19 protein-coding genes are annotated in these 24,566 nt (G+C 67.7%); 9 read left to right on the top strand and 10 right to left on the bottom strand.

Annotated features, from left to right (window positions below):
• On the bottom strand, positions 1–1,011 hold the full coding sequence (locus CUTER_RS09510) for an N-acetylglutamate synthase, CG3035 family (RefSeq protein ID WP_047260222.1): 1,011 nt from the start codon (positions 1,009–1,011) through the stop codon (positions 1–3).
• Complete coding sequence (locus tag CUTER_RS09505; RefSeq protein ID WP_047260221.1) at positions 1,012–1,611, bottom strand: peptide deformylase; 600 nt, start codon at positions 1,609–1,611, stop codon at positions 1,012–1,014.
• A 16-nt stretch (positions 1,612–1,627) separates the two neighbouring features.
• On the opposite strand from CUTER_RS09505, the gene CUTER_RS09500 reads away from it, so the two are divergent.
• The 3 genes from CUTER_RS09500 to CUTER_RS09490 all read left to right on the top strand — a co-directional run bounded on the left by CUTER_RS09500 (position 1,628) and on the right by CUTER_RS09490 (position 3,808).
• The gene (locus CUTER_RS09500) at positions 1,628–1,876 is read left to right on the top strand and encodes a DUF3263 domain-containing protein (RefSeq protein ID WP_047260220.1); all 249 of its coding nucleotides are present in this window, start codon (positions 1,628–1,630) and stop codon (positions 1,874–1,876) included.
• An 85-nt stretch (positions 1,877–1,961) separates the two neighbouring features.
• Entirely contained in the window at positions 1,962–2,678 is a 717-nt protein-coding gene (locus tag CUTER_RS09495; RefSeq protein WP_047260219.1) for a LytR C-terminal domain-containing protein, read from the top strand.
• Positions 2,678–3,808, top strand: a complete 1,131-nt coding sequence (locus tag CUTER_RS09490) for a glutamate--cysteine ligase (protein ID WP_047260218.1) — start codon at positions 2,678–2,680, stop codon at positions 3,806–3,808. The genes CUTER_RS09495 and CUTER_RS09490 overlap by 1 nt, the downstream gene beginning before the upstream one ends.
• 1,282 nt (positions 3,809–5,090) lie before the next feature.
• Here CUTER_RS09490 and CUTER_RS09485 read toward each other — a convergent pair.
• The 7 genes from CUTER_RS09485 to CUTER_RS09455 all read right to left on the bottom strand — a co-directional run bounded on the left by CUTER_RS09485 (position 5,091) and on the right by CUTER_RS09455 (position 13,044).
• Positions 5,091–5,486: a monovalent cation/H(+) antiporter subunit G gene (locus tag CUTER_RS09485; RefSeq protein ID WP_047260217.1), complete on the bottom strand. Its 396-nt coding sequence runs from the start codon at positions 5,484–5,486 to the stop codon at positions 5,091–5,093.
• Positions 5,483–5,761 carry a monovalent cation/H+ antiporter complex subunit F gene (locus tag CUTER_RS09480; protein ID WP_047260216.1) on the bottom strand — a complete coding sequence of 93 codons (279 nt, stop codon included), beginning with the start codon at positions 5,759–5,761 and terminating at the stop codon, positions 5,483–5,485. The genes CUTER_RS09485 and CUTER_RS09480 overlap by 4 nt, the downstream gene beginning before the upstream one ends.
• Complete coding sequence (locus tag CUTER_RS09475) at positions 5,762–6,271, bottom strand: Na+/H+ antiporter subunit E (protein WP_047260215.1); 510 nt, start codon at positions 6,269–6,271, stop codon at positions 5,762–5,764.
• Positions 6,271–8,019 carry a Na+/H+ antiporter subunit D gene (locus tag CUTER_RS09470; RefSeq protein WP_047260214.1) on the bottom strand — a complete coding sequence of 583 codons (1,749 nt, stop codon included), beginning with the start codon at positions 8,017–8,019 and terminating at the stop codon, positions 6,271–6,273. Before CUTER_RS09470 ends, CUTER_RS09475 begins: the two co-directional genes overlap by 1 nt.
• Complete coding sequence (locus CUTER_RS09465; protein WP_047260213.1) at positions 8,012–8,509, bottom strand: Na(+)/H(+) antiporter subunit C; 498 nt, start codon at positions 8,507–8,509, stop codon at positions 8,012–8,014. The genes CUTER_RS09470 and CUTER_RS09465 overlap by 8 nt, the downstream gene beginning before the upstream one ends.
• Positions 8,509–11,526, bottom strand: a complete 3,018-nt coding sequence (locus CUTER_RS09460; RefSeq protein ID WP_047260752.1) for a Na+/H+ antiporter subunit A — start codon at positions 11,524–11,526, stop codon at positions 8,509–8,511. Before CUTER_RS09460 ends, CUTER_RS09465 begins: the two co-directional genes overlap by 1 nt.
• Positions 11,527–11,733: 207 nt before the next feature.
• Positions 11,734–13,044 carry a M20/M25/M40 family metallo-hydrolase gene (locus CUTER_RS09455; RefSeq protein ID WP_047260212.1) on the bottom strand — a complete coding sequence of 437 codons (1,311 nt, stop codon included), beginning with the start codon at positions 13,042–13,044 and terminating at the stop codon, positions 11,734–11,736.
• Positions 13,045–13,160: 116 nt separating this feature from the next.
• Between CUTER_RS09455 and groL the strand changes: the two genes are divergently transcribed.
• From groL to CUTER_RS09425, 6 genes are all read left to right on the top strand, one after another.
• Positions 13,161–14,795 carry a chaperonin GroEL gene (groL, locus tag CUTER_RS09450; RefSeq protein WP_047260211.1) on the top strand — a complete coding sequence of 545 codons (1,635 nt, stop codon included), beginning with the start codon at positions 13,161–13,163 and terminating at the stop codon, positions 14,793–14,795.
• Positions 14,796–15,209: 414 nt separating this feature from the next.
• Positions 15,210–16,805, top strand: a complete 1,596-nt coding sequence (locus tag CUTER_RS09445; RefSeq protein ID WP_052844108.1) for a sugar transferase — start codon at positions 15,210–15,212, stop codon at positions 16,803–16,805.
• Positions 16,806–17,864, top strand: a complete 1,059-nt coding sequence (locus CUTER_RS09440) for a glycosyltransferase family 4 protein (protein WP_052844107.1) — start codon at positions 16,806–16,808, stop codon at positions 17,862–17,864.
• On the top strand, positions 17,851–20,478 hold the full coding sequence (locus tag CUTER_RS09435) for a polysaccharide biosynthesis tyrosine autokinase (protein ID WP_047260210.1): 2,628 nt from the start codon (positions 17,851–17,853) through the stop codon (positions 20,476–20,478). Before CUTER_RS09440 ends, CUTER_RS09435 begins: the two co-directional genes overlap by 14 nt.
• Positions 20,479–20,486: 8 nt before the next feature.
• Entirely contained in the window at positions 20,487–21,062 is a 576-nt protein-coding gene (locus CUTER_RS09430) for an arsenate reductase/protein-tyrosine-phosphatase family protein (protein WP_047260209.1), read from the top strand.
• Complete coding sequence (locus CUTER_RS09425) at positions 21,055–22,239, top strand: hypothetical protein (protein ID WP_047260208.1); 1,185 nt, start codon at positions 21,055–21,057, stop codon at positions 22,237–22,239. Before CUTER_RS09430 ends, CUTER_RS09425 begins: the two co-directional genes overlap by 8 nt.
• A 10-nt stretch (positions 22,240–22,249) precedes the next feature.
• Here CUTER_RS09425 and CUTER_RS11135 read toward each other — a convergent pair whose 3' ends face one another.
• The gene (locus tag CUTER_RS11135) at positions 22,250–24,526 is read right to left on the bottom strand and encodes a glycosyltransferase (RefSeq protein ID WP_052844106.1); all 2,277 of its coding nucleotides are present in this window, start codon (positions 24,524–24,526) and stop codon (positions 22,250–22,252) included.
• Between the last annotated feature and the right edge of the window lie 40 nt (positions 24,527–24,566).

Raw genomic sequence — 24,566 nt, 5'->3', positions numbered from 1 at the left:
TCAGCTGGCCACCCGGGTCGCGTAGCGGTGGCGGTGGTGTTCGATGAATCCCAGCTTGCCGTAGAGTCCGATGCCGGCGTCGTTGGTGCCGATCACCTGGAGGTACGCCTGCTGTGCTCCGTGGGCGGCACCCCACGCCATGACCGTGCGGCCCAAGGCGGTGCCCAGGCCGCGTCGACGCCACCCGTCGGCCACCTCTACCGCCGAGTAGCCCAGCCAGTGGGTGCCGTCGTCGCTGGTAGTCAAGGTGGCGCGGGTGATGGCGACGGTGGCGCCGGTGGCGTCGAGCAGCCGGGCGAAGCCCATCGTGCCGTCGATGTCCTTCTGCAGCCATTCCAGCGCGCGGACGGGCAGGCGCTGGCCGCGGAAGTGGTAGAGGGCCAGCCACGCGTCGTCGAGGGTGTCATCAACGCGGGCGCTCAGGCCCTCGGGAAGGTTGGGGGGCTCGTGCGGATCGATGTCGTCGAGCGGGCGCGTCATGACGAGTATCTCCGGCGAGAGTTGCCAGGCGTGAGGCTCGGCGGCCACGAGCTGCTCGGCGGCGCGCCCGAGCCGCTCCGGGATGTGCAACCGCGCCGGGAGCCGGTGGCGGGCGTAGAAATCGAGGATTTCGCCGATGGGCAGGGCCGTGAACCCGGCGGAGGCGCCCAACGGGGTGGCCGAGTTGGAGCGCTCCGTGACGCCGTCGCCGGCACGCAGGAGCCACTGGCCATCGCTGGACCAGGTGTGGTCAATACCGGGGAAGGCCTTCGCGTGGGCGGCCTCGACGTGTCGGATGTCCGAGTTGCGCACCCGGCGCGGGCTAAGCCGCTTGACGATGATGATGTCGGCAGCCGGTACGGTTACCTCGGGCAGCGACGACGGCGCCCCGCCGCGTTCCTGCGGGCGGACCGTGAAGGGTTCCAGTGACGTGACGTGGCCGATGATGTCCGAGGCCTTGTCGCCGACGCGGCGCCGCACGACGACTCGCTCGCCGACCTGAACCTCGTCGGAGCGGAAGATGCGAGACATTTAGTAGCCGAAGGGGTCCTCGTCGACGCCGGGGGTCCAGGTCAAGCCTTCTTCCACCCACCCGTTGCGCTTGATGGCCTTCTTGGCGGCGCGCTTGTTGCGGCCGATGAGGACGTCGGTGTAGACGAAACCGTCGAGGTGGCCGACCTCATGCTGCAGGCAACGGGCGAAGAACCCATACCCCTCGATGGTGACGGGATCGCCGTGTTCGTCGGTGCCGGTAACTCGGGCCCAGTCGGCGCGGCCGGTGGGGAAGGACTCGCCGGGGACGGAGAGACAGCCTTCCTGGTCTTCGTCCTCGTCGGGCATGGTCTTGGGGATGTCCGAGGTCTCCAGGACGGGGTTGACGACGCAGCCGCGCCGGGTGGAGCCGTCGGGTTTCTCGGTGCGGTCGGGGCCGTCGAAGTCCGGGCAGTCGTAGACGAAGAGGCGCTTGTTGACGCCGATTTGATTCGCGGCGAGTCCGACGCCGTGGGCAGCGTCCATGGTCTCGTACATGTCCCGGATGAGCTCGGCGAGCTCCTCGGGGGACTCCGTCACGGCGACGGTGGGCTGGTGCAAGACCGGGTCCCCGTGGATAACGATGGGCCTAATTGTCATGATTTACAGTGTAAACATGCCTGCACTCTCTGACGTTGACGCCCGCATCCTCGAATTCGAGCAGCGAGCCCCGCAGGCCGTGGGTGCGAAGGAGGAGGCGATCCGGGCCGAATTCGACATGTCGCCGATTCGCTACTACCAGCACCTCAACCTCCTAGTGGATGTTCCCGAGGTCATGGCGCGGTACCCGTTGCTCGCGGCCCGGCTGCGGCGACGGCGGGATCGACGCGCTGACGAGCGTGAACGGGCCCGTGAGCGTAAGTAATTAAGGTGAAACCGTGGCGGACCGCCTCTATAGAGGGGCACCCAGCAGATACAGAAGTGTATTCCAGTGAACTAGAGTGACGAGTGTGACAAACGTGAACGATAACGATCAGGTCCTCGACGACTACGACCCCTCCGACCGTTCCACGGGCGGCGCTCACGCCGTCGCCGGTGGCGCCACCGGCCTGCCCGTCCGCGGCCTCGCGATGGTGCTCATCGCCATCGCTATCCTCTTCGGCCTCTGGGGGCTCTACAGCCTTACCCAGGGCAGCCCCAACGCCACCCCAGACAACACCGCCGCCGCCGGCAGCGCCAGTACCAGCGTCTCACCCGCCCCGGCCGGCGACGCCGCCTCCGCGACCAAGCCCTCCGCCGACGCCAGCGCCACGTCGACCTCCGGCAAGCCCGACGCGGACGGCAAGGACGCCGAAGGATCCACGAACGCCCCGGCGCCCGCAGCCCAGCCGGCACCGGCTGCTAGCGGCCCGACCGAGATCAACATCCTTAACAACTCCACCGTTTCCGGCCTCGCCGAGCAGACCCACCAGCACTTCTACGCCAGCGGCAAGAAGGTCGGCCAGCACGGCAACCTGCCCGAGCAGGCCGCCAAGCTCCAGCGAAACACCGTGTTCTACCAGCCCGGTGACGCCGCCGGCGAGCAGGCCGCCAGGGACCTCGTCGCCGAGCTGAAGAACACCTACGGCGTCGACGCCGTCGCCGAGCCGAACATCGACCAACTGCCCGGCGACTTCCGCGGCAACGGCGAAATCACCCTCGCCCTCATCGGAGCACTGAACTTCTAGTGGCCGAACACTTCAACCGATCTGCCCGCCCCACCCTCGGAGTCGAGTGGGAGGTGGGCCTCGTTGACCCCGTCAGCCGAGACCTCGTGCCCAAGGCCGTCGAACTCATCGACATCGTCAACGCCACCCACCCCGAGCAGCACTTCGAGCGAGAGTTCCTCCAAAACACCGTCGAACTCGTCACCGGAGTCCACGACTCGGTCCCCACCGCCGTCGACGAGCTCCGACGCGGCATCGACGCCCTGCGCGCCGGCGCCGACGACCTCGGCCTGCGCCTATGGGCATCCGGATCCCACCCCTTCTCCGACTTCCGGCAGCAGCCCGTCAGCGCCAAGATGACCTACTCGGAGATCATCAACCGCACCCAGTACTGGGGCCAACAGATGCTCATCTGGGGAATCCACGTCCACATCGGCATCAGCCACGAGGACCGCGTCTGGCCCATCATCAACGCCCTGATGACCAAGTACCCGCACCTGCTGGCGATCTCCGCATCCTCGCCCGGATGGGATGGACTCGACACCGGCTACGCCTCCAACCGGACCATGCTCTACCAGCAGCTGCCCACCGCCGGCATGCCCTACCAGTTCGACAGCTGGCAGCAGTGGGAACAATTCCAAACCGACCAGGCCACCTCCGGCGTGACCAACCACACGGGCTCCATGCACTTCGACGTCCGCCCCGCCTCCAAGTGGGGCACCATCGAAGTCCGCATCGCCGACGCCACCTCCAACCTGCGTGAACTCTCCGCCGTCGTCGCCCTCACCCACTGCCTGGTTGTCCACTTCGACCGCATGATCGACCGCGGTGAACCCCTGCCCACCCTCCAGGACTGGCACAACGCGGAAAACAAGTGGCGCGCCGCCCGCTACGGCCTCGAAGCCCTCGTCATCACCTCCCGCGACACGGAGGAACGCTGGGTCACCCAGGAACTCACCGAACTCGTCGACGAACTCATGCCTCTCGCCCACGAACTGGACTGCGCCACGGAGCTCGGCCTCGTGCCGGAAATCCTCGAACGTGGCGCCGGCTACTCCCGGCAGCGACGCATCCACGAACGCACCGGAGACTGGAAACCCGCCGTCGACGCCACCTGCGACGAACTCACCCAGCTCCTCCCCGAGCGCTAACCCCGGCGCCGCAGTGCCCGGGCCCGGAGCGTTCCGGTGACCGGCTCCTCAACGCCCCGGACCCCAGCGCCGCAGCCTCGTCACTTTTGTTACTCCGCGGCTCTGGGGTCCTCGCATTTTGCTGCTAGGTGGTCAGGCTGCGTTGGCGTTGCGGACGCGGTGCGGTTGCCCGCGAGGTGTGTCGTTGGGGTGCCGCAGGGTCTTGCCGACGCCCGGCAGGCCGTGGTCTGGCACCCCTTTGGTACCGAGGGGTGGGGTGGGGCTGCGGCCTGGCCTGTGTCGTTGGGGTGCCGCAAGGGGCGTGCCGACGCTGGGCTGGGCGTGGTCTGGCACCCCTTTGGTGCGGTAGCGCCTGGGTGCCGTCGGGCAGGCGAACTCGGCGAGGCTAGCTGCGGCCTGTCCTGTGTCGTTGGGGTGCCGCAAGGGGCGTGCCGACGCTGGGTTGGGCGTGGTCTGGCACCTCTTAGGTACCGAGGGGCGGGGTGGGGCTGCGACCAGGCGTGTCGAAAGGGTGCCGCAGGGTCTTGCCGACGCTGGGTTGGGCGTGGTCTGGCACCTCTTAGGTACCGAGGGGCGGGGTGGGGCTGCGACCAGGCGTGTCGAAAGGGTGCCGCAAGGGGCCTGCCGGCGTCGGGTTGGGCTTCGACTGGCACCCCTTTGGAACCGAGGGGCGGGGTGGGGCTGCGGCCTGTCCTGTGTCGTTGAGGTGCCGCAAGGGGCGTGCCGACGCTGGGCTGGGCTTCGACTGGCACCCCTTTGGTGCGGTAGCGCCTGGGTGCCGTCGGGCAGGCGAACACGGCGAGGCTAGTGTGGGCTAGCTTGTGTCGAAAGGGTGCCGCAAGGGCCGCGCCGACGCCCGGCAGGCCGTCGTCTGGCACCCCTTTGGAACCGAGGGGCGGGGTGGGGCTGCGACCGGCCTGTGTCGTTGGGGTGCCGCAGGGGGCGTGCCGACGCCCGGCAGGCCGTCGTCTGGCACCCCTTTGGAACCGAGGGGCGGGGTGGGGCTGTGGCCTGTCCTGTGTCGAAAGGGTGCCGCAAGGGCCGCGCCGACGCCCGGCAGGCCGTCGTCTGGCACCCCTTTGGAACCGAGGGGTGGGGTGGAGCTGCGACCGGCTTGTGTCGAAAGGGGTGCCGCAGGGTCTTGCCGACGCCCGGCAGGCCGTGGTCTGGCACCCCTTAGGAACAAGGGAAGGGGCGCGGCGCGAGCGACGTGCTCAAAGCAGCGCTGTCGGCAGCCGCACGCCACCTCCCCAAACAATGAGCCCGCTGAAGCGGGCCCTGACTACTTGCGGCGCAGGGAGCGCGGCGCGGGCGCGTCGTTGCGGGACATCCTTTCGATATCGCCGTAGAGCCCTTCCCGGCGAGAGATGCGGCCAAGCCGCTGGGCGGTGACCGGAGTCGTCATCAGCGCGAAGAGCACGAGGAGCGCCAGAACCCCGAGGTCGCTGCGTTCGGCGATGGAGAAGTCATCGGAGCCGGTGACTCGGATGGCGGTGCCGATGATGGCGAGGATGAGGCCGGTGGTCTGGGGTTTGGTGATCGCGTGGACGCGGGACATGGTGTCGCCGAAGCGGAGGACGCCGATGGCCGCGGAGAGGATGAACACCGAGCCGAGGGTGAGCAGGAGGAGGGAGACGACGTCGGCGACGAAGTGAACGGTGAGGAAATCGGGGGTCACTTGGCATCATCCCTCTTGCGGAATCGGGCGACGGAGACGGTGGAGATGAATCCGAGCAGGGCCACGACGAGCATGGCGTTGACGGCGGTGGTGTCGAGCGTCCAGCAGATGATGACGGCGAAGGTGCATTGGGCGATGGCGATGAAGCCGTCGAGGCCGATCATCCGGTCCATGGAGTCGGGGCCGGCGACGATCCGTCCGAGGACCAGGACCAGCGCGACGGCGATGAGGGATCCGGGTAGCAGGAGCAGCAGGTTGTAGATGTGATCTGGCATTTAGACCCTCTCGAAGATTCGGATCATGCGACGCTCGAGTTCGGCCACGTTGTTGGCTTCGCGTTGGAGGTCGACGTCGTCGTCGGCGTCGAGGAGGTGGATGGTGAGCGTGCGGTTGGCGATGTCGATGTCGGTGATCGTGCCGCCGGGTTGAAGGTTGTAGGACACGCAGGCGAAGTAGAGGACAAGCTCGTTGGCTACCCGCATAGGCAGTGTGACGATGGCGGTGCGCGGCGGGTCCTGGCGCCTGACGGCGAGCCAAGCCACCTTGACCGAGGCAACCAGGAGGTCCCACAGCCATTCGGCTATGAAGGCGAGCAGGAGCCCCCAGTGCACCTTGATGCCGGCGATGGGCATAGCCGGCAGTGGCAGCGCGACGGCGACGAGGACGCCGACGCCCAAGCCGGCGAGCAGGTTAGCCCAGGTCACTTCGCCCATGAGCAGGCACCACATGGCGATGGTCCACAGGATGAATAGGGGGCGCAGGCGTTGGCGGATTTTGCGCAGCATCAGCGGTCCTCCTCAGCGGAGTCGTTCGGCGCGTCGAGGCCGGCGGTGGGTTCGGGAAGGGGCTCTTGGCGTTCGGAGAGCCGGTCCTGGCCGTGGTCGAGTCGGTGTTGGTTGAGGGTGCGCCCCGGGTTGGACCAGGTGTCGCCGAGGACGGCGTCACGGTAGATGGTGACGTCTTGGGCGGATTGGGCGGCGCGCGTCGTCATGCCGGACAGCGGCCCGGCGACGAAGGTGATCGCGGTGGACACGGCGATGAGGGTGGCCGTCGACGCGAACATGCCGAAGGGGATCTTGCCGACGTCTTCGCGTTCGGAGAATTCCACCTCGTCGGTGACGTCGCTCAAGGGGGCGGGTCGGGCGCTGGCGAGCTGGCCTTCGGGGGCGTCCTTGCGGTCGCGCCAGAAGCCCTTGGACCAGACGAGGACCATGACGTACAGGGTGAGAAGCGAGGTCGCCACCGCCCCGCCGATGAGGACCCAGGATAACCAGGAACCCTCGTTGGCGGCGGCTTGCAAAAGCATGATCTTGCCGAGGAACCCGGACAGCGGCGGGATGCCGCCGAGGTTGATGGCCGGGATGAAGTACAGCACCGCCAGGATGGGGGCGGTGTACATGAGGGATCCCAGGCGACGCAGCGACGACGTGCCGGCCTGGCGTTCGATGAGGCCGACGACGAGGAAGAGCGCGGTCTGGACGAGGATGTGGTGGACGGCGTAGAAGATAGCGCCGGACAGCCCGAGCGCGTTGCCCACACCGATGCCGAAGATCATGTAGCCGATGTGGCTGACCAAGGTGAATGACAAAAGACGCTTGATGTCATTCTGGGCCATGGCACCGAGGATGCCGACGACCATCGTGGCCAGGGCCACCCAGAGGAAGAGGTCGTCGAAGAAGCCGTCGGTAAACACCGTCGACCGCATGCGGATGATGGTGTACACGCCCACCTTGGTGAGCAGGCCGGCGAAGATGGCGGTGACGAGCGACGGCGCGGTGGGGTAGGAGTCGGGCAGCCAGGCGTCGAGCGGCACGACGGCCGCCTTGATCCCGAACGCCACGAGCAAGGTGCCGAAGACCGCGGCTCGGACGCCGTCGGGGATGCCCTCCATCCGGATGCCCACCTGCGCGAGGTTGACGGAGCCGACAGCGGCGTAGACGCCGACGATGGCGAGGATGAAGATCATCGAGGAGACCATGGACACGATGACGTAGTTCAGGCCGGCTCGCACTCGGGCCGGGGAGGCGCCGAGGGTGAGCAGGACGTAGGAGGCGACGAGGAAGACCTCGAAGCCGACGTAGAGGTTAAACAGGTCACCGGCCAGGAAAGACAGGTTGACGCCCATGCTCAGCAGGAGGTAGGTCGGCTGGAACACGGCGACTGGCTCGTTTTTGCCGCCGTCGCGCACGCCCTGCGCGATGGCGAACCACATGACGCAGAACAGCACGATGGCGCTGACGAAGAGCATGAGGGCGGAGAGACGGTCAACCACCATGGTGATGCCGACCGGAGCGTCCCAGCCGCCGATCTGGACAGTTTGGATGCCCTCGGCGTCAGCGACCAGCACGAACGTGGCGGCCAGGGCGAGTTGGAACCCGAGGGTGAGCATCGCGATGACGCGTTGGATCTGGATGTTGCGCCACCCGAGGGTGATGACCGCGGCGGCCAGCGCAGGAACCAGCACGGGCAAGGGGATAAGGAAGGGCATGTACGGCAGAACGTAGGCCACGTAGGGTGCGACAAGCTCACTCATTGTCGGCCCCCTGCACGGGTCCCTCGAAGGACTTCAGGCCGAAGGAGTCACCCTGCAGGGTGGGGCGGCCGGTGGCGGGGTCGTCGGAGGCGTCGTGGTCCGGTGCCGCCGACGCCGAGTGGGTGCGGGCCGCGATAGCGATGGCGGCGTCCTCCGTATCCGTTTCGATGATGTCCGCTGTGCGGTAGCGGTATTGGCGGTAGATGAGGGTGAGGATGAAGGCGCTCATGGCCATCGAGATGACGATGGCGGTGAGGATCATGCCCTGGGCGAGCGGGTCGGCGATGCGTTCGCCGTAGGGTTCACTGTCGCGGCCCATGATCGGCGGGGAGCCGGCCGGGCCGCCGGCTTGCAGCATGAGCAGGTTGGCTCCGTTGCCCAGCAGCAGGATCCCCATGAGGATGCGGGTGAGCACCTTGTCCAGGATGAGGTACACCCCGGCGGCCACGAGGACCCCGGCGGCGAGGAGGAGGAAGAGGTTGGCATCCACTAGTGGTGCTCCTTTCCGGGGGCGTCGTCGATGGTCGGGTCGAGGGAGGCGGAGTGGTCACCGCGCGGCGCAGAAGGCAGGGGACTGGCCGTCGTTGCCGCCTGGCGCCGACGCGCGGCGCGTCGTTTGAGCGACCGGGCGCGGTCCCGGGCCCGTTGCTTGCGCATGTCCTCCTCCAGGTCGAGCTGGGACCCGAGCGAGACGAGGATGTGCTTGATGAGGCCGATGACGATGAGGTACACCCCGGCGTCGAAGAACATCGCCGACGGCAGCGAGAAGTAGCCGATCAGCGGCACCTCCTCCCAGGACCAGTAGTAGCTGCTCAACGGCGGGTTCTGGTGGATGAGCACGGGCAGCAACGCGGACACGCCCGAAAGGACCAGGCCGGTGCCCAGGATGCGCCCGGCGTCGATGGGCAGCGTGGCCTCGACTTCTGTGCGGCCGCCGGCGAGATACCGCAGAACCAAGGCAAGCGCCGCGACGAGGCCGCCGGCGAATCCGCCACCGGGGGCGTTGTGGCCGGCGAAGAAGAAGTACAGGGACAGCACGATCATCGACGGGAAGAGGATCCGGGTGACGATGTCCACCATGAGCGAGCGGTTCTGGGCCTTTTCTGGCTCCACCGGCGAGGCCAGCCAGCGCCGGCCGTGCGCGGTGAGCACCGGCAGGCGGGATTCGCGCTGGAAGGAGCGGTTGCGGAACACGAGCGAGGCGATGCCGGTGCCGGCGATGACGAGCACTGTGATCTCGCCGAGGGTGTCCCACGCGCGGATGTCGACGAGCAGGACGTTGACCGCGTTGGCGCCGTGGCCGATGTCCTTGGCCAGCTCCGGCATGAACACGCTGATCGGGGTGGCGTTGCGCGCGTTGATGGCGAAGAGGGTGACCACGGAGGCGGATAGGCCGACGGCGATTGCCAGCCAGGCGCGCAGGCGGTTCGACGGCCCGTTGACCTTGAGGTCCGCCGCCGCGGGGAGCTTGCGCAGCACGAGCACGAAGACCACCATGACGATGGTTTCCACCAGCGCCTGCGTCAGCGCGAGATCGGGGGCGCCGTGGAGGACGAAGAGCCCCACCATGCCGTAGCCGGTCACGCCCACGAGGATAACGGCGGACAGGCGGTTGACGGCGAACGTCGTGGCGATCGCCGCAATGATGATGATGACCGCGGCAACGGCCTGCCAGGGGGTATCCCACAGCTGCATGCGGACGCTGACGCGGTCACCGGAGAGCAGAGAGACCATCGGCAGCAGGATGAGCACGCTGAAGATGGTGGCCAGGTTGATGGTCAGGGAGCCGCGCTGGGTGGAGGCGGTGATCCGCAGGGACAGGCGCCGGAAGAAGTCCACGACGGAGTCGTAGGCGTCGTCGGCGGAGCCGAGCGCCGGGGCGGAGAACTGGCTCTTGATCGCCAGATCGCGCTGCCAGTAGCCGATGATGCCAAAAACGATGATGACCAGCGTGATGAGCAGCGGGATCGTGAACCCATGCCACAGGGCCAGGTGGGTGGCATGGGCGCCGTCGGCGAGCGGGGCGGCGTTGTCCAAGTGGGTGGTGATCGCCGCGTCAAGCGGCGCGGGATAGAGGCCGAAGCCGACGGTGCCGGCGGTGAGCACCAGCGGGGCGACCCACAGCGAGGGGCCGATGCGGTGCGCCGAACGGACCGCCTCCGACACGCCGCCGCCCGACGGGTGGGAGGCGCGCTTAGTGGCGAAGGCTCCGTACAGGAAGTACAGGGCGTAGGTCAGGGTGAGGATAGAGCCCAGCACCAGGCCCACCATGAGCAGCTTTCGAGGCATGCCGACGAGCAGGGGCTCGTCGAGGATCGCCGAGAGTGCGGTTTCCTTGGCGATGAACCCGAACAGCGGCGGGATACCGCCCATGGATAGCGCGGAGATCGTGGCCAGGATGGTGGTGAGCTTTTCGCGCCGGCCGAGGCCGGAGAGCTTGGAGATGTCGCGCGTGCCCGACGTGTGGTCGATGGCGCCGACGATCATGAACAGCGCCGCCTTGAACAGGGAGTGCCCCAGGGTGAGCGCCAGGCCGGCCTGGAGGGCCTCGCGGGAGCCGATGGAGATGACCGAGATGATAAACCCCAGCTGGGAAACGGTGCCGTAGGCGAGAATGAGCTTGAGGTCGCGCTGCTTCAGCGCCATCCAGCCGCCGAGCAGCATTGTGAACACGCCCATCGAGATGACGATGAGGTGCCAGCCGGGGATGACGTGGAAGTCCGGTGCCAGCCGGGCCACGAGGTAGATGCCGGCCTTGACCATGGCGGCGGAGTGCAGGTAGGCGGACACCGGCGTCGGCGCGGCCATCGCGCCGGGCAGCCAGAAGTGCGCCGGGGCGATGGCGGACTTGGTGAGCGCGCCGGCCAGGATGAGGCCGATGGCCGGCAGCATGTAGCTGGTGTTTTCCAAGTCGACGAAGGTGGGGATGGCCGACAGCGTCCAGATGCCGGTCTGGCGCCCGAGGAGCACGATGCCGACGAGCATCGCGAGTCCGCCGAGGGTGGTGACCATGAGGGCCTGGCCGGCGGCGCGCCGCGACGACGCCCGCTCACCGTAGTAGCCGACCAGCATGAAGGAGAGCACCGAGGTGATCTCCCAGAACATGTACATCAGTAGCAGGCTGTCGGAGATAACAAGGCCGTACATGACGGCGGTGAAGGACACCATCTCGCCGCCGAACTTGGCGAGGCGGGGCGGGTTGGAGTCGAAGTATCCCCAGCAGTACAGCAGCACGAGGGCGCCGACGCCGAGAATGATGAGGCTGAAGATGGCCGACAGCGAGTCCAGCCGGACCTCAAAGCTCAAATGGGCGGCGGGCATCCACTGGTAGGACGATGTGAAGGCCCCTCCATCGGCGAACGACCCGGCTCGAAAGTGGTGCACAACCCAACCGAATCCAGCAGCCGGGACGAGGGCCAGCACGCCAAAGGCGCGGCGGCCGAGCGCCAGGATGAGGAAGGGGGCGACCACCGCTGCCAGGACGAGGGATGCGAGTACTAAAAGCACGTCGGAAATCAACTCCCCTTCTGGTGGGTGTAGACACGGTACACGTCGCGCGCCCGGTCTCTGCGGAAAGCGGCACCAGCAGGGAAGTCGTGTGCGTGGCAAGCCCCCTTAACGGTGTAGGGGCGTGCCGGGGAATCCGATCACAGCCGGGACACGGCTAACGTCAACCACTCTACCTGGCAACGGGAAGGTTGGCACAGGACGGCGTTAGCGCAGGCGACGCAGGAAGGCGACCTCGGCGGCGGCGATCGCCTCGATTTCGGTCGGGTCGACGGACTCGTTCGGGCCGTGGATGCCGCACAGGGGCTCCTCAACGCCGAAGAGGATGATCTCCGCGTCGGGGAACTTCTCCTGCAGCAACGCGGTCAGCGGGATGGAGCCGCCGGAGCCGACTTCGGTGACGGCGTCGGCGGAGTAGGCCTCGGCGAGGCAGCGGCCGAAGAGCTGAGCGGCGGGCTTGGCGGAGTCAGTGGCGAAGGTGGGGTTGACGTCGAGGATGGTGGTCTCCACCTGGGCTCCCCACGGGGCGTGGGCATTCACGTGCGCGGCCAGCGCCTCGGCGACCTCCTGCGGGTCAAGGGGGTGAGGCACGCGCAGCTGGAGGCGGGCCTTGGCGACGGCGGGCACGGCGTTGACGGCCTCGTCGACCGGGGTGGAGCTGAAGCCGGTGATGCTCACCGCCGGCCGTGCCCAGACCTGGTCGGCGACGGGGGTGTCGCCGCCCAAGATCTCGACGCCGTCGAGGATGCCGGCGTCCGCGCGGAAGGCGTCGGGGGCGTAGCCGGCGCCCTCCCACGACCGGGCGCAGTCGACGCCGTCGATGACGGTGCGGCCGGCCTCGTCGCGTAGCGAGTCGATGATGCGGGCCAAGGCGGCGACGGCGTCCGGCGCGGCGCCGCCGAAGATGCCCGAGTGGACGGGGGTCTTGAGGGTGCGGACGGTGACGTCGACCTGGGCGCCGCCGCGCAGGGCGGTGGTGAGCGTGGGCTCGCCGACGGCGGCGTTGCCGGAGTCGGCGATGAGGATGACGTCGGCGGCGAAAAGCTCGGGGCGCTGCTCGACGAGGGCGTCGAGCCCGCCGCCACCCTGTTCCTCGGAGCCTTCCACGACGACGACGAGTCCGGCGTCGACGCCACCGGTGGCCTCCAGCTGACGGAGGACCTCAAGGTGCATGGCGACGTTGCCCTTGCAATCCGCGGCGCCGCGGCCGTACCACCGGCCGTCGCGTTCGGTGAGGACGAAGGGGTCGGAGAGCCATTCGGCGCGGTCACCGGCGGGGACGACGTCGTGGTGGCAGTAGAGCAGCACGGTGGGGGCCTCGCCGACGGCGGGCTTACGGCCGATGATGGTGCGCGAACCGTCGACGGTGAGGTGGTCCTCGACCTGCAGGCCGGCGTCCTGGAGCCGCTGCGCCACCCAGTCGGCGGCGCGGGGGGCGTCCGGCGCGGTGTGGACGGAATCGAAGGAGACGAGCTGGGCGAGGTCGTCGAAGATGCGGGATCGGCTTGTCGTAGTCATGCCTGTCACGTTACCGTCCGACGCCGCCGAGTTGTCTTGCACTTGGGGTAGGCGAGTGCTAGAAAAGGGACTTAGCACTTAGAGATTGAGAGTGCCAAGGAAGGAGTTTAGAAAGCATGTCTAAGATTATCGCCTTTGATGAGGAAGCCCGCCGCGGTCTGGAGCGTGGCCTCAACACCCTGGCCGACGCCGTTAAGGTCACCCTCGGCCCGAAGGGCCGCAACGTCGTCCTGGAGAAGTCCTGGGGCGCGCCGACCATTACCAACGACGGCGTGACCATCGCCAAGGAGATCGAGCTCGAGGATCCCTACGAGAAGATCGGCGCGGAGCTCGTCAAGGAGGTCGCCAAGAAGACCGACGACGTCGCTGGCGACGGCACCACCACCGCTACCGTCCTGGCCCAGGCTCTCGTCTCCGAGGGTCTGCGCAACGTAGCCGCCGGCTCCAACCCGATGGGCATTAAGCGCGGCATCGAGGCCGCCGTGGCCAAGGTCAACGATGAGATCCTGGCCACCGCCAAGGAGGTCGAGACCGAGGAGGAGATCGCCCAGACCGCTGGTATCTCCGCCGCCGACCCCGAGATCGGTAAGCAGATCGCCCGCGCCATGTACGCCGTCGGCAACGGCGCCGTCAACAAGGACTCCGTCATCACCGTTGAAGAGTCCAACACCTTCGGCGTTGACCTTGAGGTCACCGAGGGTATGCGCTTCGACAAGGGCTACATCTCCGGCTACTTCGCCACCGACATGGAGCGCCAGGAGGCAGTCCTGGAGGATCCGTACATCCTGCTGGTCTCCGCGAAGATCTCCAACATCAAGGACCTGCTGCCGCTGCTGGAGCAGGTCATGCAGTCCGGCAAGCCGCTGCTCATCATCGCCGAGGACGTTGAGGGTGAGGCCCTGTCCACCCTGGTCGTGAACAAGATCCGCGGCACCTTCAAGTCCGTCGCCGTCAAGGCCCCGGGCTTCGGCGACCGCCGCAAGGCGCAGCTGCAGGACATGGCCATCCTCACCGGTGGCCAGGTCATTTCCGAAGAGGTTGGTCTCTCCCTCGAAACCGCTACCGTCGACCTGCTGGGCACCGCCCGCAAGGTGGTCGTCACCAAGGACGAGACCACCATCGTTCAGGGCGCCGGCTCCCCGGAGCAGATCGAGGGCCGCGTCAAGCAGATCCGCGCTGAGATCGAGAACTCCGACTCTGAGTATGACCGCGAGAAGCTGCAGGAGCGCCTCGCGAAGCTCGCCGGCGGCGTGGCCGTCATCAAGGTCGGTGCCGCCACCGAGGTGGAGCTCAAGGAGCGCAAGCTGCGCATCGAGGACGCCGTGCGTAACGCCAAGGCTGCCGTGGAAGAGGGCATCGTCGCCGGCGGTGGCGTGGCCCTGCTGCAGGCCGCCAGCGTCCTCGACTCCCTGGAGCTTGAGGGCGACGAGGCCACCGGCGTGAAGATCGTTCGTGACTCCCTGTCCGCGCCGCTGAAGCAGATCGCCTTCAACGCCGGCCTGGAGCCGGGTGTGGTGGCCGACAAGGTTGCGCACCTGCCCACCGGCGAGGGCCTCAACGCCGCGACCGGTGAGTACGTCGACATGATGAAGGCGGGCATTAACGACCCGGCCAAGGTCACCCGTTCCGCCCTGCAGAACGCCGCCTCCATCGCCGCGCTGTTCCTCACCACTGAGGCCGTCGTGGCGGACAAGCCGCAGCCGGCTGGCTCCGGCCCGTCCCCGGAGGATATGGCTGGCATGGGCATGTAAATCCCTGTCCGGCATTCGACGCCCCCGGCGTCCGCTCTCACGCGGATGCCGGGGGTTTTGTCCTGCGCGGGGTAGACGTCTGATCTGAACGCTTAGCAAACTCTCAGGAAAGTATGGCCGGCCCGGCGGGGCGAGACGGGATGGGTCTTTTAGGCGGCATTGCCAGCTGTCCGTGCTGCTCGACGCTATGAAAAAGCGGGATCTACCGGGGGGAAAGCGTGCGAGCTTGCGAATAGATTTCGTAATACTAAAGGCTCAAGTTTGGGCGATATTCTGGCCTTGTCGTGGCGGGCAACGTTAGCATTTTCTGAGTAACGGAGCGTTTTATTCTCAAAGCTGAGAAAACGCTTAGAGCTGGCTCGGGTGTCACGTGCCCGGGCATCGGTGCGTGGCAACAGTGAAGGAGGACGAATCATGAGTCACGCCATCAAGGTCCGCTCCTCGGATCCCTCGGACTACTCGACCATCCGCCCCGGCGGGCAGCTGAAGGCCGTGCCGGACGCCGCCGCCGGGACCCACCCCGGGACACCCGGCGATGAAACGACAACCGCCTGGGCTTCCTTCGAGGCCTACCAAGCGTCGAAGGAGTGGCCGCGGCGCAATCGTCGGGCGCACCTCTCGCGCATCATGGTGGGGCTGGACCTCGCCGCCATCATCCTCGCCTGCCTCGTCGCGATGGGCCATCAGCTGTACACCTCTGCCGGCTCGGAGCTCACCGAGGCCGTGAGGACGTCCGTCATCCTCGGCGCCATCATCGCCCCACTGTGGTCCGCGCTACTGCGCAGCCGCAGCCTGTACGACGCCGAGCTTCACCGCGAACGCCGCACCGTCGCCAAGCGGGTGCTGGAGGCCTCCATCGTGGCCTTCGCTATCCCCGCCTTCGTGGACGCGGCGTTCTCGCTGGGGATCATGGTGAGCTACGTGCTCGTCGGGCTGCCGTTGGGGCTTCTCGGCCTGTGGATCAACCACCTGGTGCTGCACGACCTCCTGCGCCGCCGGATGCTCGGCAGCACCGGCGCGCGGATCCTACTATTCCTCAATAGCCAGCAGTACGCCCAGCGGGACATGGATCAGTGGTCTGGGCTGTCCTCGCACAGCGACATCGTCGGCTTCTACCTCGTTGACCAGCCCTGCCGCGGCATCGTCGACTGCCAAGGGACCACCATGGCGCCGGCTGGCACCACGATTGACCAGCAGTTACTTGCCCGGCTGGACGTCGACGCCGTCGTCGTCATGTGCCCCGGCGACGTCCCGGAGAACTGGGTGCGGCAGATGAGCTGGGCGTGCGCCCCGCAGGGCGTGTCCGTGCACATCTTCCCGTCGAGCGTGGTCGCCTCGCCGGAGCGGGTGCGGGCGTCGCACATCTTCCGGGTGCCGACGATGAAAGTCCTGGCCCCGGGCAATATCAACGCCACCGGCATCGTCAAGCGCACCTTCGACATCGTGATTACGTCGCTGGTCCTGCTGGCGGCGGCGCCGATCATGCTCGCCACGGCCCTGGCCATCAAGCTCGACGACGGCGGCCCCATCTTCTACCGCCAGACCCGAGTGGGCCGCAACGGCACCGAGTTCGGAATGTGGAAGTTCCGGTCGATGATTGTCGATGCCGACGCCCAGGTCGAGGCGCTGCGCAAACAGCACAACATCACCGAGAATCTCTTCAAGATGGAAAACGACCCGCGTATCACCCGCGTCGGACGGTTTATCCGGCGCTACTCCATCGACGAGCTGCCGCAGCTGTTCAACGTCGTGACCGGGGAGATGTCCCTGGTCGGGCCGCGCCCGCCGCTGCCGCGGGAGGTCGTCAACTACGACGATGACGCCTGGATGCGCATGACCGTTCCCCCGGGAATGACGGGGCTGTGGCAGGTGTCCGGCCGGTCGCGGCTGACCTCCAAGGAGGCGTTGTCCCTGGACCTGCTGTACACGGAGAATTGGACCATGGCCCTGGACCTGTCCATCCTGGTTCGGACGTTCAAGGCGGTTGTGGGACGGGACGGTGCGTACTAAATGACGCGCACGGTTCTCCACGTCACGGAGTGCTACGGCGGCGGCGTGAAGTCGATGATCGAGCGCTACGTGTCCGCTGTTCCCGAGGCTCGCCACGTGTTGCTGGCCAACCACCGGCGCGTCGGCTCGCTCGATATCCCCGAGGACGTTTTCTCTGCCGTCCGGGAGCTGCCCGCCAACCATGTGGACGCCATCCGCGCCGTCCGGGCGACCGCGCAGCGTTTCGACGCGGACGTTGTCCACGCGCATTCCAGCTTTGGTGGCGCCTACGCGCGCCTCGCCCTGGGCTTTGACCAGCGGAAGAAGATCGTTTACACCCCGCACGGCTTGGCCTTCCTTCATCGCAATCCGCTCGCGCCGCGCTCGGTGGCGCTGCGGGCGGCGGAGGTGGTGCTCTCGCCGCTGACGGGCACGTTCGCGGCGTGCTCGTCGAGCGAGGATCGCCACGTGCGCCGGCTTAACCCCTTTATTCCGCGGGTGCCGGTGCTCAACGCGCTGCTCGAGAAGGAGGTGGGCGAGCATCGCTGGAACCCGGATGACAGTGACCCGCGCCCGCTGGTCGGCATCGCCGCTCGCGCGGTGGAGCAGCGGGACCCGTTGACCTTCGCTGCCATCGCCCGGGATGTGCAGGAGGCGCGGTTTCTGTGGATCGGTGACGGCGACCCGGAGATCGTGGAGATGCTGCGCGAGGCGGGAGTGGAGGTCACCGGGTGGGCGGACAAGGACACCGTCCTTGGCCATATTTCGCGGATGTCGGTGTACCTGCATACGGCGACGTACGACGGCTTTCCGGTCTCAGTGTTGGAGGCCGGTGCGGTGGGCGTGCCGACCATCGTCAGTGACATCGACGCCTTCGCGGAAGTGGACCCGATCCTGCGCGGAAAGCCGGACGAACTGAGCGAACGCTTACGGTGGGCACTGAGAAATTCTCAGGCTATTCTTAACGCATGGTCACCCACGCTTCAGCGGTACTCGGCCCACGCCATGGCCGCCAGCCTGCGGAGCCTCTACGGGGTGACCGCGTCCAGCGGGTCGGGCACCGCGAATGACCCACGATAGATCCCGCGCCTTCCTCGTCCTCGGGGTAGTCGCCGTGCTCGGTGGCTACGCCGTCATTCTTGGACGTGGGTTCATCTTCCCGCTGCGCTTCGACCTCGACGCCCTCACCATCGCCGAGCTCATCGACCATCCCTATCTGCTCACCCTCCGTGAATTCGGCTCCTACGCAGACATTGCGCGCTTTTACAGCGCCCTCGGCATCGGCTCCAACAGCCAGCTGGCGGGGATGGTCAACTACTCCCTGTACTGCCTTACCCTGGCATTGGCCTACGTGAGGGCCCGCTCCGCCGGCGCGTCGCTCGTCACCCCGATCATGCTCGGCGTTGCCGCCGCGTTGGGGGCGGTGTTCCTCGGCACCCACACCAAGGAAGTCCTCGTCGTTGTCATTGTCCTCGTGGTGCTGGCAGCCCCGAAGGGTGGCTTCTTCGAGGTCCTCCTTATCTCCGCCATGGCCTTGTTCGGGGCACTGGTGCGGCCTTACTGGCTGCTGGTGGCCGGCGCCTACGTCGTCGTCCGCCTCGTGCTGACAAGGACCCGGCCAATCCCGGCGGTGCTCGTGGCCATCCCGCTGTGTATCCTCGGCGCGAGCCTGGCCTGGTACGTCGTCATGGGCACCGCGCCGGACGCTAACCGCACCTCCGTGAACCTCTACCGAGAGTTCTCCGCCAACGCCCGCACCCTTATTCCTCGCTACGTGGAGTTCCCGGAGCCGGTAGGTGGGACGGTGAACAATCTGCTCGTCGGGGCGTTCCTCCTCGTCCCGCTGCCTCTGGCCGGACTCGGCACCGTGTACCACCTGGCGGCCGCGGCACTCATCCTCACTCTCTGGGGAAGCATGGCGTGGGCGATGAGTGCCTACGACGGCCGCACGATGCCGCCCTTCGTCGCCCGGGCTACGGCTTTGATCTTTGCCTTCATCGCCATCCAGGCGATGTTTGAACCGGACTTCGGCTCTGCGCTGCGCCACCTCACGCCCATGCTGCCGTTGATGTCCCTGGTGGTCGCCGATTCCTACGCGCATCGCCGCCACCTTCGATCTCCTCATCCTCACCGAACAATTGCGAAAGCAGGTTTGTCCATGTCCGCGCCGTTGGCCTCTTCCTATCACCCGGATCCCGCCGCCAACCCCGGCGGGGCCCCGCGCGGCGTCGGCGGCCACCCCGGCGGGGTGCGCGTCGCGCCCGACGCCGGCTTGTTGCCACGACTGCTGAAGGCCGTCGGCAAGTCGGTGTGGGTGATCGTCGTCTGTACCCTCCTCGGGGGTGCTCTGGCCTGGGGTGCTGCCAGCTTCGCTCCGAAGAAGTACACGGCGAGCTCGGAGGTCTTCGTCAGCTTCGATCAGGAGATTGAAAGCGGACAGCTGTACCAGCAGGCAATGTTCTTGCAGACCCGCCTGTCGACCTACGCCGGATTCGTCACGAGTGACGATCTCACCAAGCAGGTGGCCGAGCGATTCCTCGGCCTCACGGCGCAGGACATCCAACGACAGGTGGAGGCCAAGCCGCTGCCGGAGACCGTGCTGCTGAGCATCCAGGCGACGGACACCGACCCGGAGCGCGCCCGCGGCATCGCCGAAGCGGTCAACGAGGAGCTGGTGGACATGGTGGAGGCCCTGGACTTCACCCTCGTGGAAGACACCGACGCCCCGCTGACCTACGACCCGATCACCGGCCAGGCCGTGGAGCCAGAGCCGGTCAGTCGCCCGCTGGTGTCGCTCACCGTGATCTCCGCCCCGGAGCTTCCTCGCGAGCCTTCCTCCCCGCAACCGCTGGTGTGGATCGTCCTGGGCGCGCTGGCGGGGTTGGTGCTGTGCGTGCTCGTCGTTGTGCTGCGCGCGCTGGTGGACCGCACCATCAAGGACCGGGCTGGGTTGGAGCAGGTCACCGGGGCGCCGCTGCTGGGCCTCGTACCCGTGTCGAAGCGCCTGGCCGCGGACGAGATCCCCGATTATGAGACGGATTCCGGCGCGGCGGCCGAATCCTTCCGCGCCATCCGCACCAGCCTGCGCTTCGTCAACGTGGATAATCCACCCCGGACCATCTCGATCACCTCCGCCACCCAGAGCGAGGGCAAGAGCACCCTGGCTATGAACCTCGCGTCGGCCCTGGCCGCGGAGGGCCTGAACATCTGCCTGGTCGACGCCGACCTGCGTCGTCCGTCCGTGGCCGAGCGGCTGGGGGTGTCCATCGAACAAAACGTTGGCGTGTCCACCGTCATTTCCGGCGAGTGCGGCGTCGACGACGCCATCCAGCGCTACCACGCCCGCTCCTTAGACGTCATCGCCTCCGGGGTGCTGCCGCCGAACCCGGCGGAACTGTTGGCCTCTAGGGCTTGCAGGGAGTTCCTCGACGAGTTGGCGCAGCGCTATGACCACGTCATCGTCGATAGCACACCGCTGTTGGCGGTCACCGACGGCGCCCTGCTCGCCTCCCAGGTGGACGGATCCATCGTCGTGGTCCGCCATGGCGACACCACGGACGACGAGCTGCGCAACGCCCTCACCGCCGTAGAAGCGGTGGGTGCCACCGTGTTGGGCATGGTGCTCAGCGCGGTCCCGACCCAGAAATCGTCCGCATCTCACTACGGAACCTATGCCTCGGAGCGCAAGGAGTAGTTACATTCATGCCTTTTCGTCGCCAGCCCACCCGCGTGCTTTTCGTATGTACCGGCAATATCTGCCGTTCACCAGCGGCGGAGCTGCTTTTCAACAGGGCGATTACGCTCATCGACGCCCCTGTGATCGCCACGAGTGCGGGAACCCGGGGCGTCGTTGGCCATGGCATCCACCCGCAGGTGGCCGCAGAGCTTAGCGCGCTGGGGATCGCCGCCGAGGACATTGCGGCGTTCCGGGCCCGGCGCCTCAACCGCGCCATGCTCACCGCCGCCGACCTGGTGGTGGGAATGACCCGCGAGCACGTCGACGAGGTGCTGGCCCTCGCCCCGGTCAAGCTTCGGACCACATTCACCCTCACGCACCTGGCGCGCCTGGCCGACGCGGGGGCGCTCGACGCCCTGGAGCTGCCGGGGACCCAACCGGTGGACAAGAGCGTGGTCGACGACCTTCCCGGCGGCATCCCCGACCCCTACGGCGGCACCCCGGAGGACTTCCACGTCGCGGTGGCCCGCATCGCCGACGCGCTCGCTCGTATCCTGCTGGCGCTCGGGCTGCCGGATTCGGGCGGGCGGCACGGTGTCTAAACGGCTGCTCAACGCCCTGTGGGGAGTAGGCGGCCAGGGCGCCAACTTCCTGGCGATGCTCGTGCCCATGGCCTTCGGACGAATCCATCAGATCACGTTCGTGGTGGTGGTTGCGGCCGCGGCGACGATCGGCTCCCGGGTGTGCGTCCTCGCCTTCCCCAGTCTGTACCCGGTGGCCGACGACGCCGAGGCGGACACCGCCGAGACCGCCGTCGCCCACGTCTCGGTGACCGTAGCGGTGCTGGGGTTAGTGGCGTCACTGGCGCTGTGGTCGCCGGCGCCCGAGCTGGCCCGGATCGTGCTGTGGGCCACCCTCATGACCGTCCCCATGACCATGTACCAGGTCGTCAACACCAAGTTTGTCCGCCGCGGCGCCTACCGCAGCTACTCGATGGTGCGCTTCGTCTATGGCGTCGTCAACCTCGCCCTGGTCAGCATGGTTTCGGCACTCTCCGATGCCACCGTGGCTCTCGCCGCCACCGGCGTCGCGGCCTACGTGGTGGGGTGGGCGGTCGGAGCGTGGGCGCTGGGCGGTTCCATCATCGCTTCGGCGACGCGCGGCCCGGTGAGCGCCAGCGTCGGTTTCATCAGGCGCAATGCCACCGCTATCGCCGGGCAGACCATTGACGTCATCGGCTCGCAAACCCCGGCCTTGGCGGTGGGGCAGGTGGGACTGGCGACCCCGACGGGACAGCTATGGTCGGGGCTGCAACGCATCGCCGGCGGGGTGCAAACCACCTTCGCCATGCTCGTGGCGCCGGCCTTTGACATGGATCTCTCCCGCGCGGTCCGTGATGGCCAGCCCGACGAGGCGGCGCGCGTAGTGCGCACGGCCACCGTGGTCTCGGTAGCGGCGTCCCTCGGCGTAGCGGTGGCGGCGGTGCTGGGTAGTTGGGCGATGCTCAACATCTCTTTGGACCTTCCTCTGCTGCCCAGCGCCGTCGCCGCGATGCTGCTGTACTGTGTGGCGATCTTCTACACCAGCATCGTCAACAAATACCTGCTCATGCTGGGGGCGGTGGCCTCCGCCACCGGGTGGTCGCTGGCTCGGGCCCTGGCGGGCGTGGTCATTTTGGTTGCGTTCGACGGCGACGGCCTCGTCGTCGCCGTCGCCGTCTACACCGCCGTGTTTTCCCTGGCCTACGGGTTTCTGGTGGCTCGGGCGCTGCGCCGCTAGCGGCGCCGGCTTAGCCCTGCAGCCGCGTGAGCCACTCGATCTCGGCCGGGGCGCCGACGGGGGCGTCGGCGCATGCGTGCTCGGCGTGGTCGAGGAAGGCGGAGGCGACGTCGCTGCCGCGCAGCTGCGCGGTCTGCTCGATGACGCGGCCGAGCTTGCCGTACCAGGCGAATTGACCGTCGAACTTGCCCACATACCCCAGGCCCAGCGTGGGTACCCCGGAGCTGAGCGCGGCCACACAGGCGTGCATCCGCCCGGAGATGACCCCCGCTGAGGCGGCGAGGGCGGCCTTGGCGACGTCGGCGCTGTGTCCGATGAGCACGTCCGCGCCCTCCGGTACCAGCGACGCGTCCCCGACCTCGGGGCGCGAATCGTGGACCAAAAACGCCGCGGCGTGGCCGTAATCAGCCAGCGTGGCGGCGATGTCCCGGTAGAAACCTGTGAGCTGATCCATCGGGATCCCGCTGACGCGGGCGGCGTGGGCGTTGGGGACGATGAGGATGCGCCCCGCGCCGAATTGCGTGGCCTCGCGGGCGAACTCGTCGGCGTCGGCGGGCCGCGCCGGCATGAGGCTGGCGACATCGGGGCTGACCCCCACCGGGCGTCCCAGTAGCTCCTTGGCTCGGCGCTGACTGTTCGCGTCCCGGGCGTAGAGCACAACGTCAGGATGAAGGCTGCGCAGCAGTTGTGCGGCGCGGGGATCGACCCGGCGCGGCAGGGAGAAGTTCACCAGGTAGGCGGGTTGGCCCTGGGCAGTGGAGTGGTTGAGCATGGCCACCCGGGTGGAGAGGTAGGTCAGTTCGTAGTCGCCGGCGATGGTATCCGCGCCGATGACAACCACCGGGCGGCCGTCGATGGGCAGCGGCCGCAGCGGGGTAAAGGTCTTGGGCGCGACATAATCGAGCAGGTTGATCGCCCGGGTGCCGAAGCCGGCGACGCGCCCGGCGACGGCGTGGGGGTCCCCCGGCACGGCGACGGTCGCTCGGGAGCCGAGTACCGAGGAGAGGCCGAGGATCATCCCTTCGTCGCCGAGGGAGCCGTGCGCTGCCGGGGAAACAACGAGCACCGAATCGTCCGGCGCGGCCGTGGTTCGCAGCGGCACCGCCTCGTTCACCCTGGAGAAGACGTCCTGGCCGGCATGCTTCACCCGATCCACCAGGCGCGCCGGGCGGCGCCGGGCGGTGGCGGCGTCGTCGCGGCGAGTCACCTCGGTGACCTCCTGCCAGCTCGTGGCCCGGGCGAAGGCCTCAATAGCACCCTGGGAAAGCTCGTGATAGCGCGCCGGGTTGAGGATCTCCTCGATGGCGTCGGCCACGGCCTGCGGGGTAATAGCGGCGGCGACGACGCCGTAGCCGCGAACCTGTTCGGGCAACGCGCCGACGGCGGTGGCCACCGTGGGCAGCGCGTGGGCCATGGCGAGCATCGCCGGCCCGGACTGGCTGCCCTCGGTGTAGGACAGCAACAGCACGTCAAAGCCGTCGACGACGCTCGATACCTCCTCCTCAGGAATCCAGCGCACGTCCCACTCGGCGTAGCGGGCGCGGACGCCGTCGCGGGCTGCGGCCGACGGGCCGTCGCCGACGATGCGCAGCCGCGCCGGGACCCCACGCTGAGCGAGGATCTCCATCGCCGCCAACGCCAGGTCTATGCCCTTGTAGGGTTGGAGACGCCCGAAAATGCCGATCACCGGGACCTCGGGGGCCTCCGGGAGCCGGCGCGGGGCATGACGCGCCGGGGTGGCGTCGAACGGCGGGTGTGCAGTCACGGTAATGGGCTTGGCCGTGGCGGTCATGAGCGCGCTCGCGGTGGCCTGCGAGAACGTAACGGTGCGCTGGGCTCGGGCCCGGGTGAGCCACATGCCCGCCTGCCACGGCAGACTGAACTCGCCTGGGTGGGCGGAGGCGTCGTGGACATAGTCGACGAACTCGACGCTTCGGGGAAGAGCCAGTGGCAAGGCGATGGACTCGTAGACCGAGTGCATCGTGCTCACCACCCGGCGGATACCGTGCCGGCGAATGAAACGGCGCAGCTTCAACGAGGTGCGAACCAGGCCCGGCAGGCCGGTGATGACCTCAGTTTTATTCCGGTAGGTGCGCACCGGGAACTGCGGGCAGGTCAAAGCACGCAGCTCGTCGGCGATTTCGGCGTCGATGTTGAAGGACACGGCGTGGGGGCCGGGATCGGCTGCGGCAAGGCGGAGCAGGAACAGCGGGCCTGCCCCCGTGCGTCCCCAGTGCAGCCATAGGGTAGTCGCGTCGGCCGGGGTGAGTGGAGCGTAAGTGTTCATGATGTCCACCCTGGCCCACGGCCTGGGCGAGGGGCAAGAT

The sequence above is a fragment of the Corynebacterium uterequi genome (genome assembly GCF_001021065.1).
GTDB classification, from domain to species: domain Bacteria; phylum Actinomycetota; class Actinomycetes; order Mycobacteriales; family Mycobacteriaceae; genus Corynebacterium; species Corynebacterium uterequi.
The sequence above is the reverse complement of the archived record's forward strand: the minus strand, read 5'-3'. Positions and strand labels throughout refer to the sequence as shown.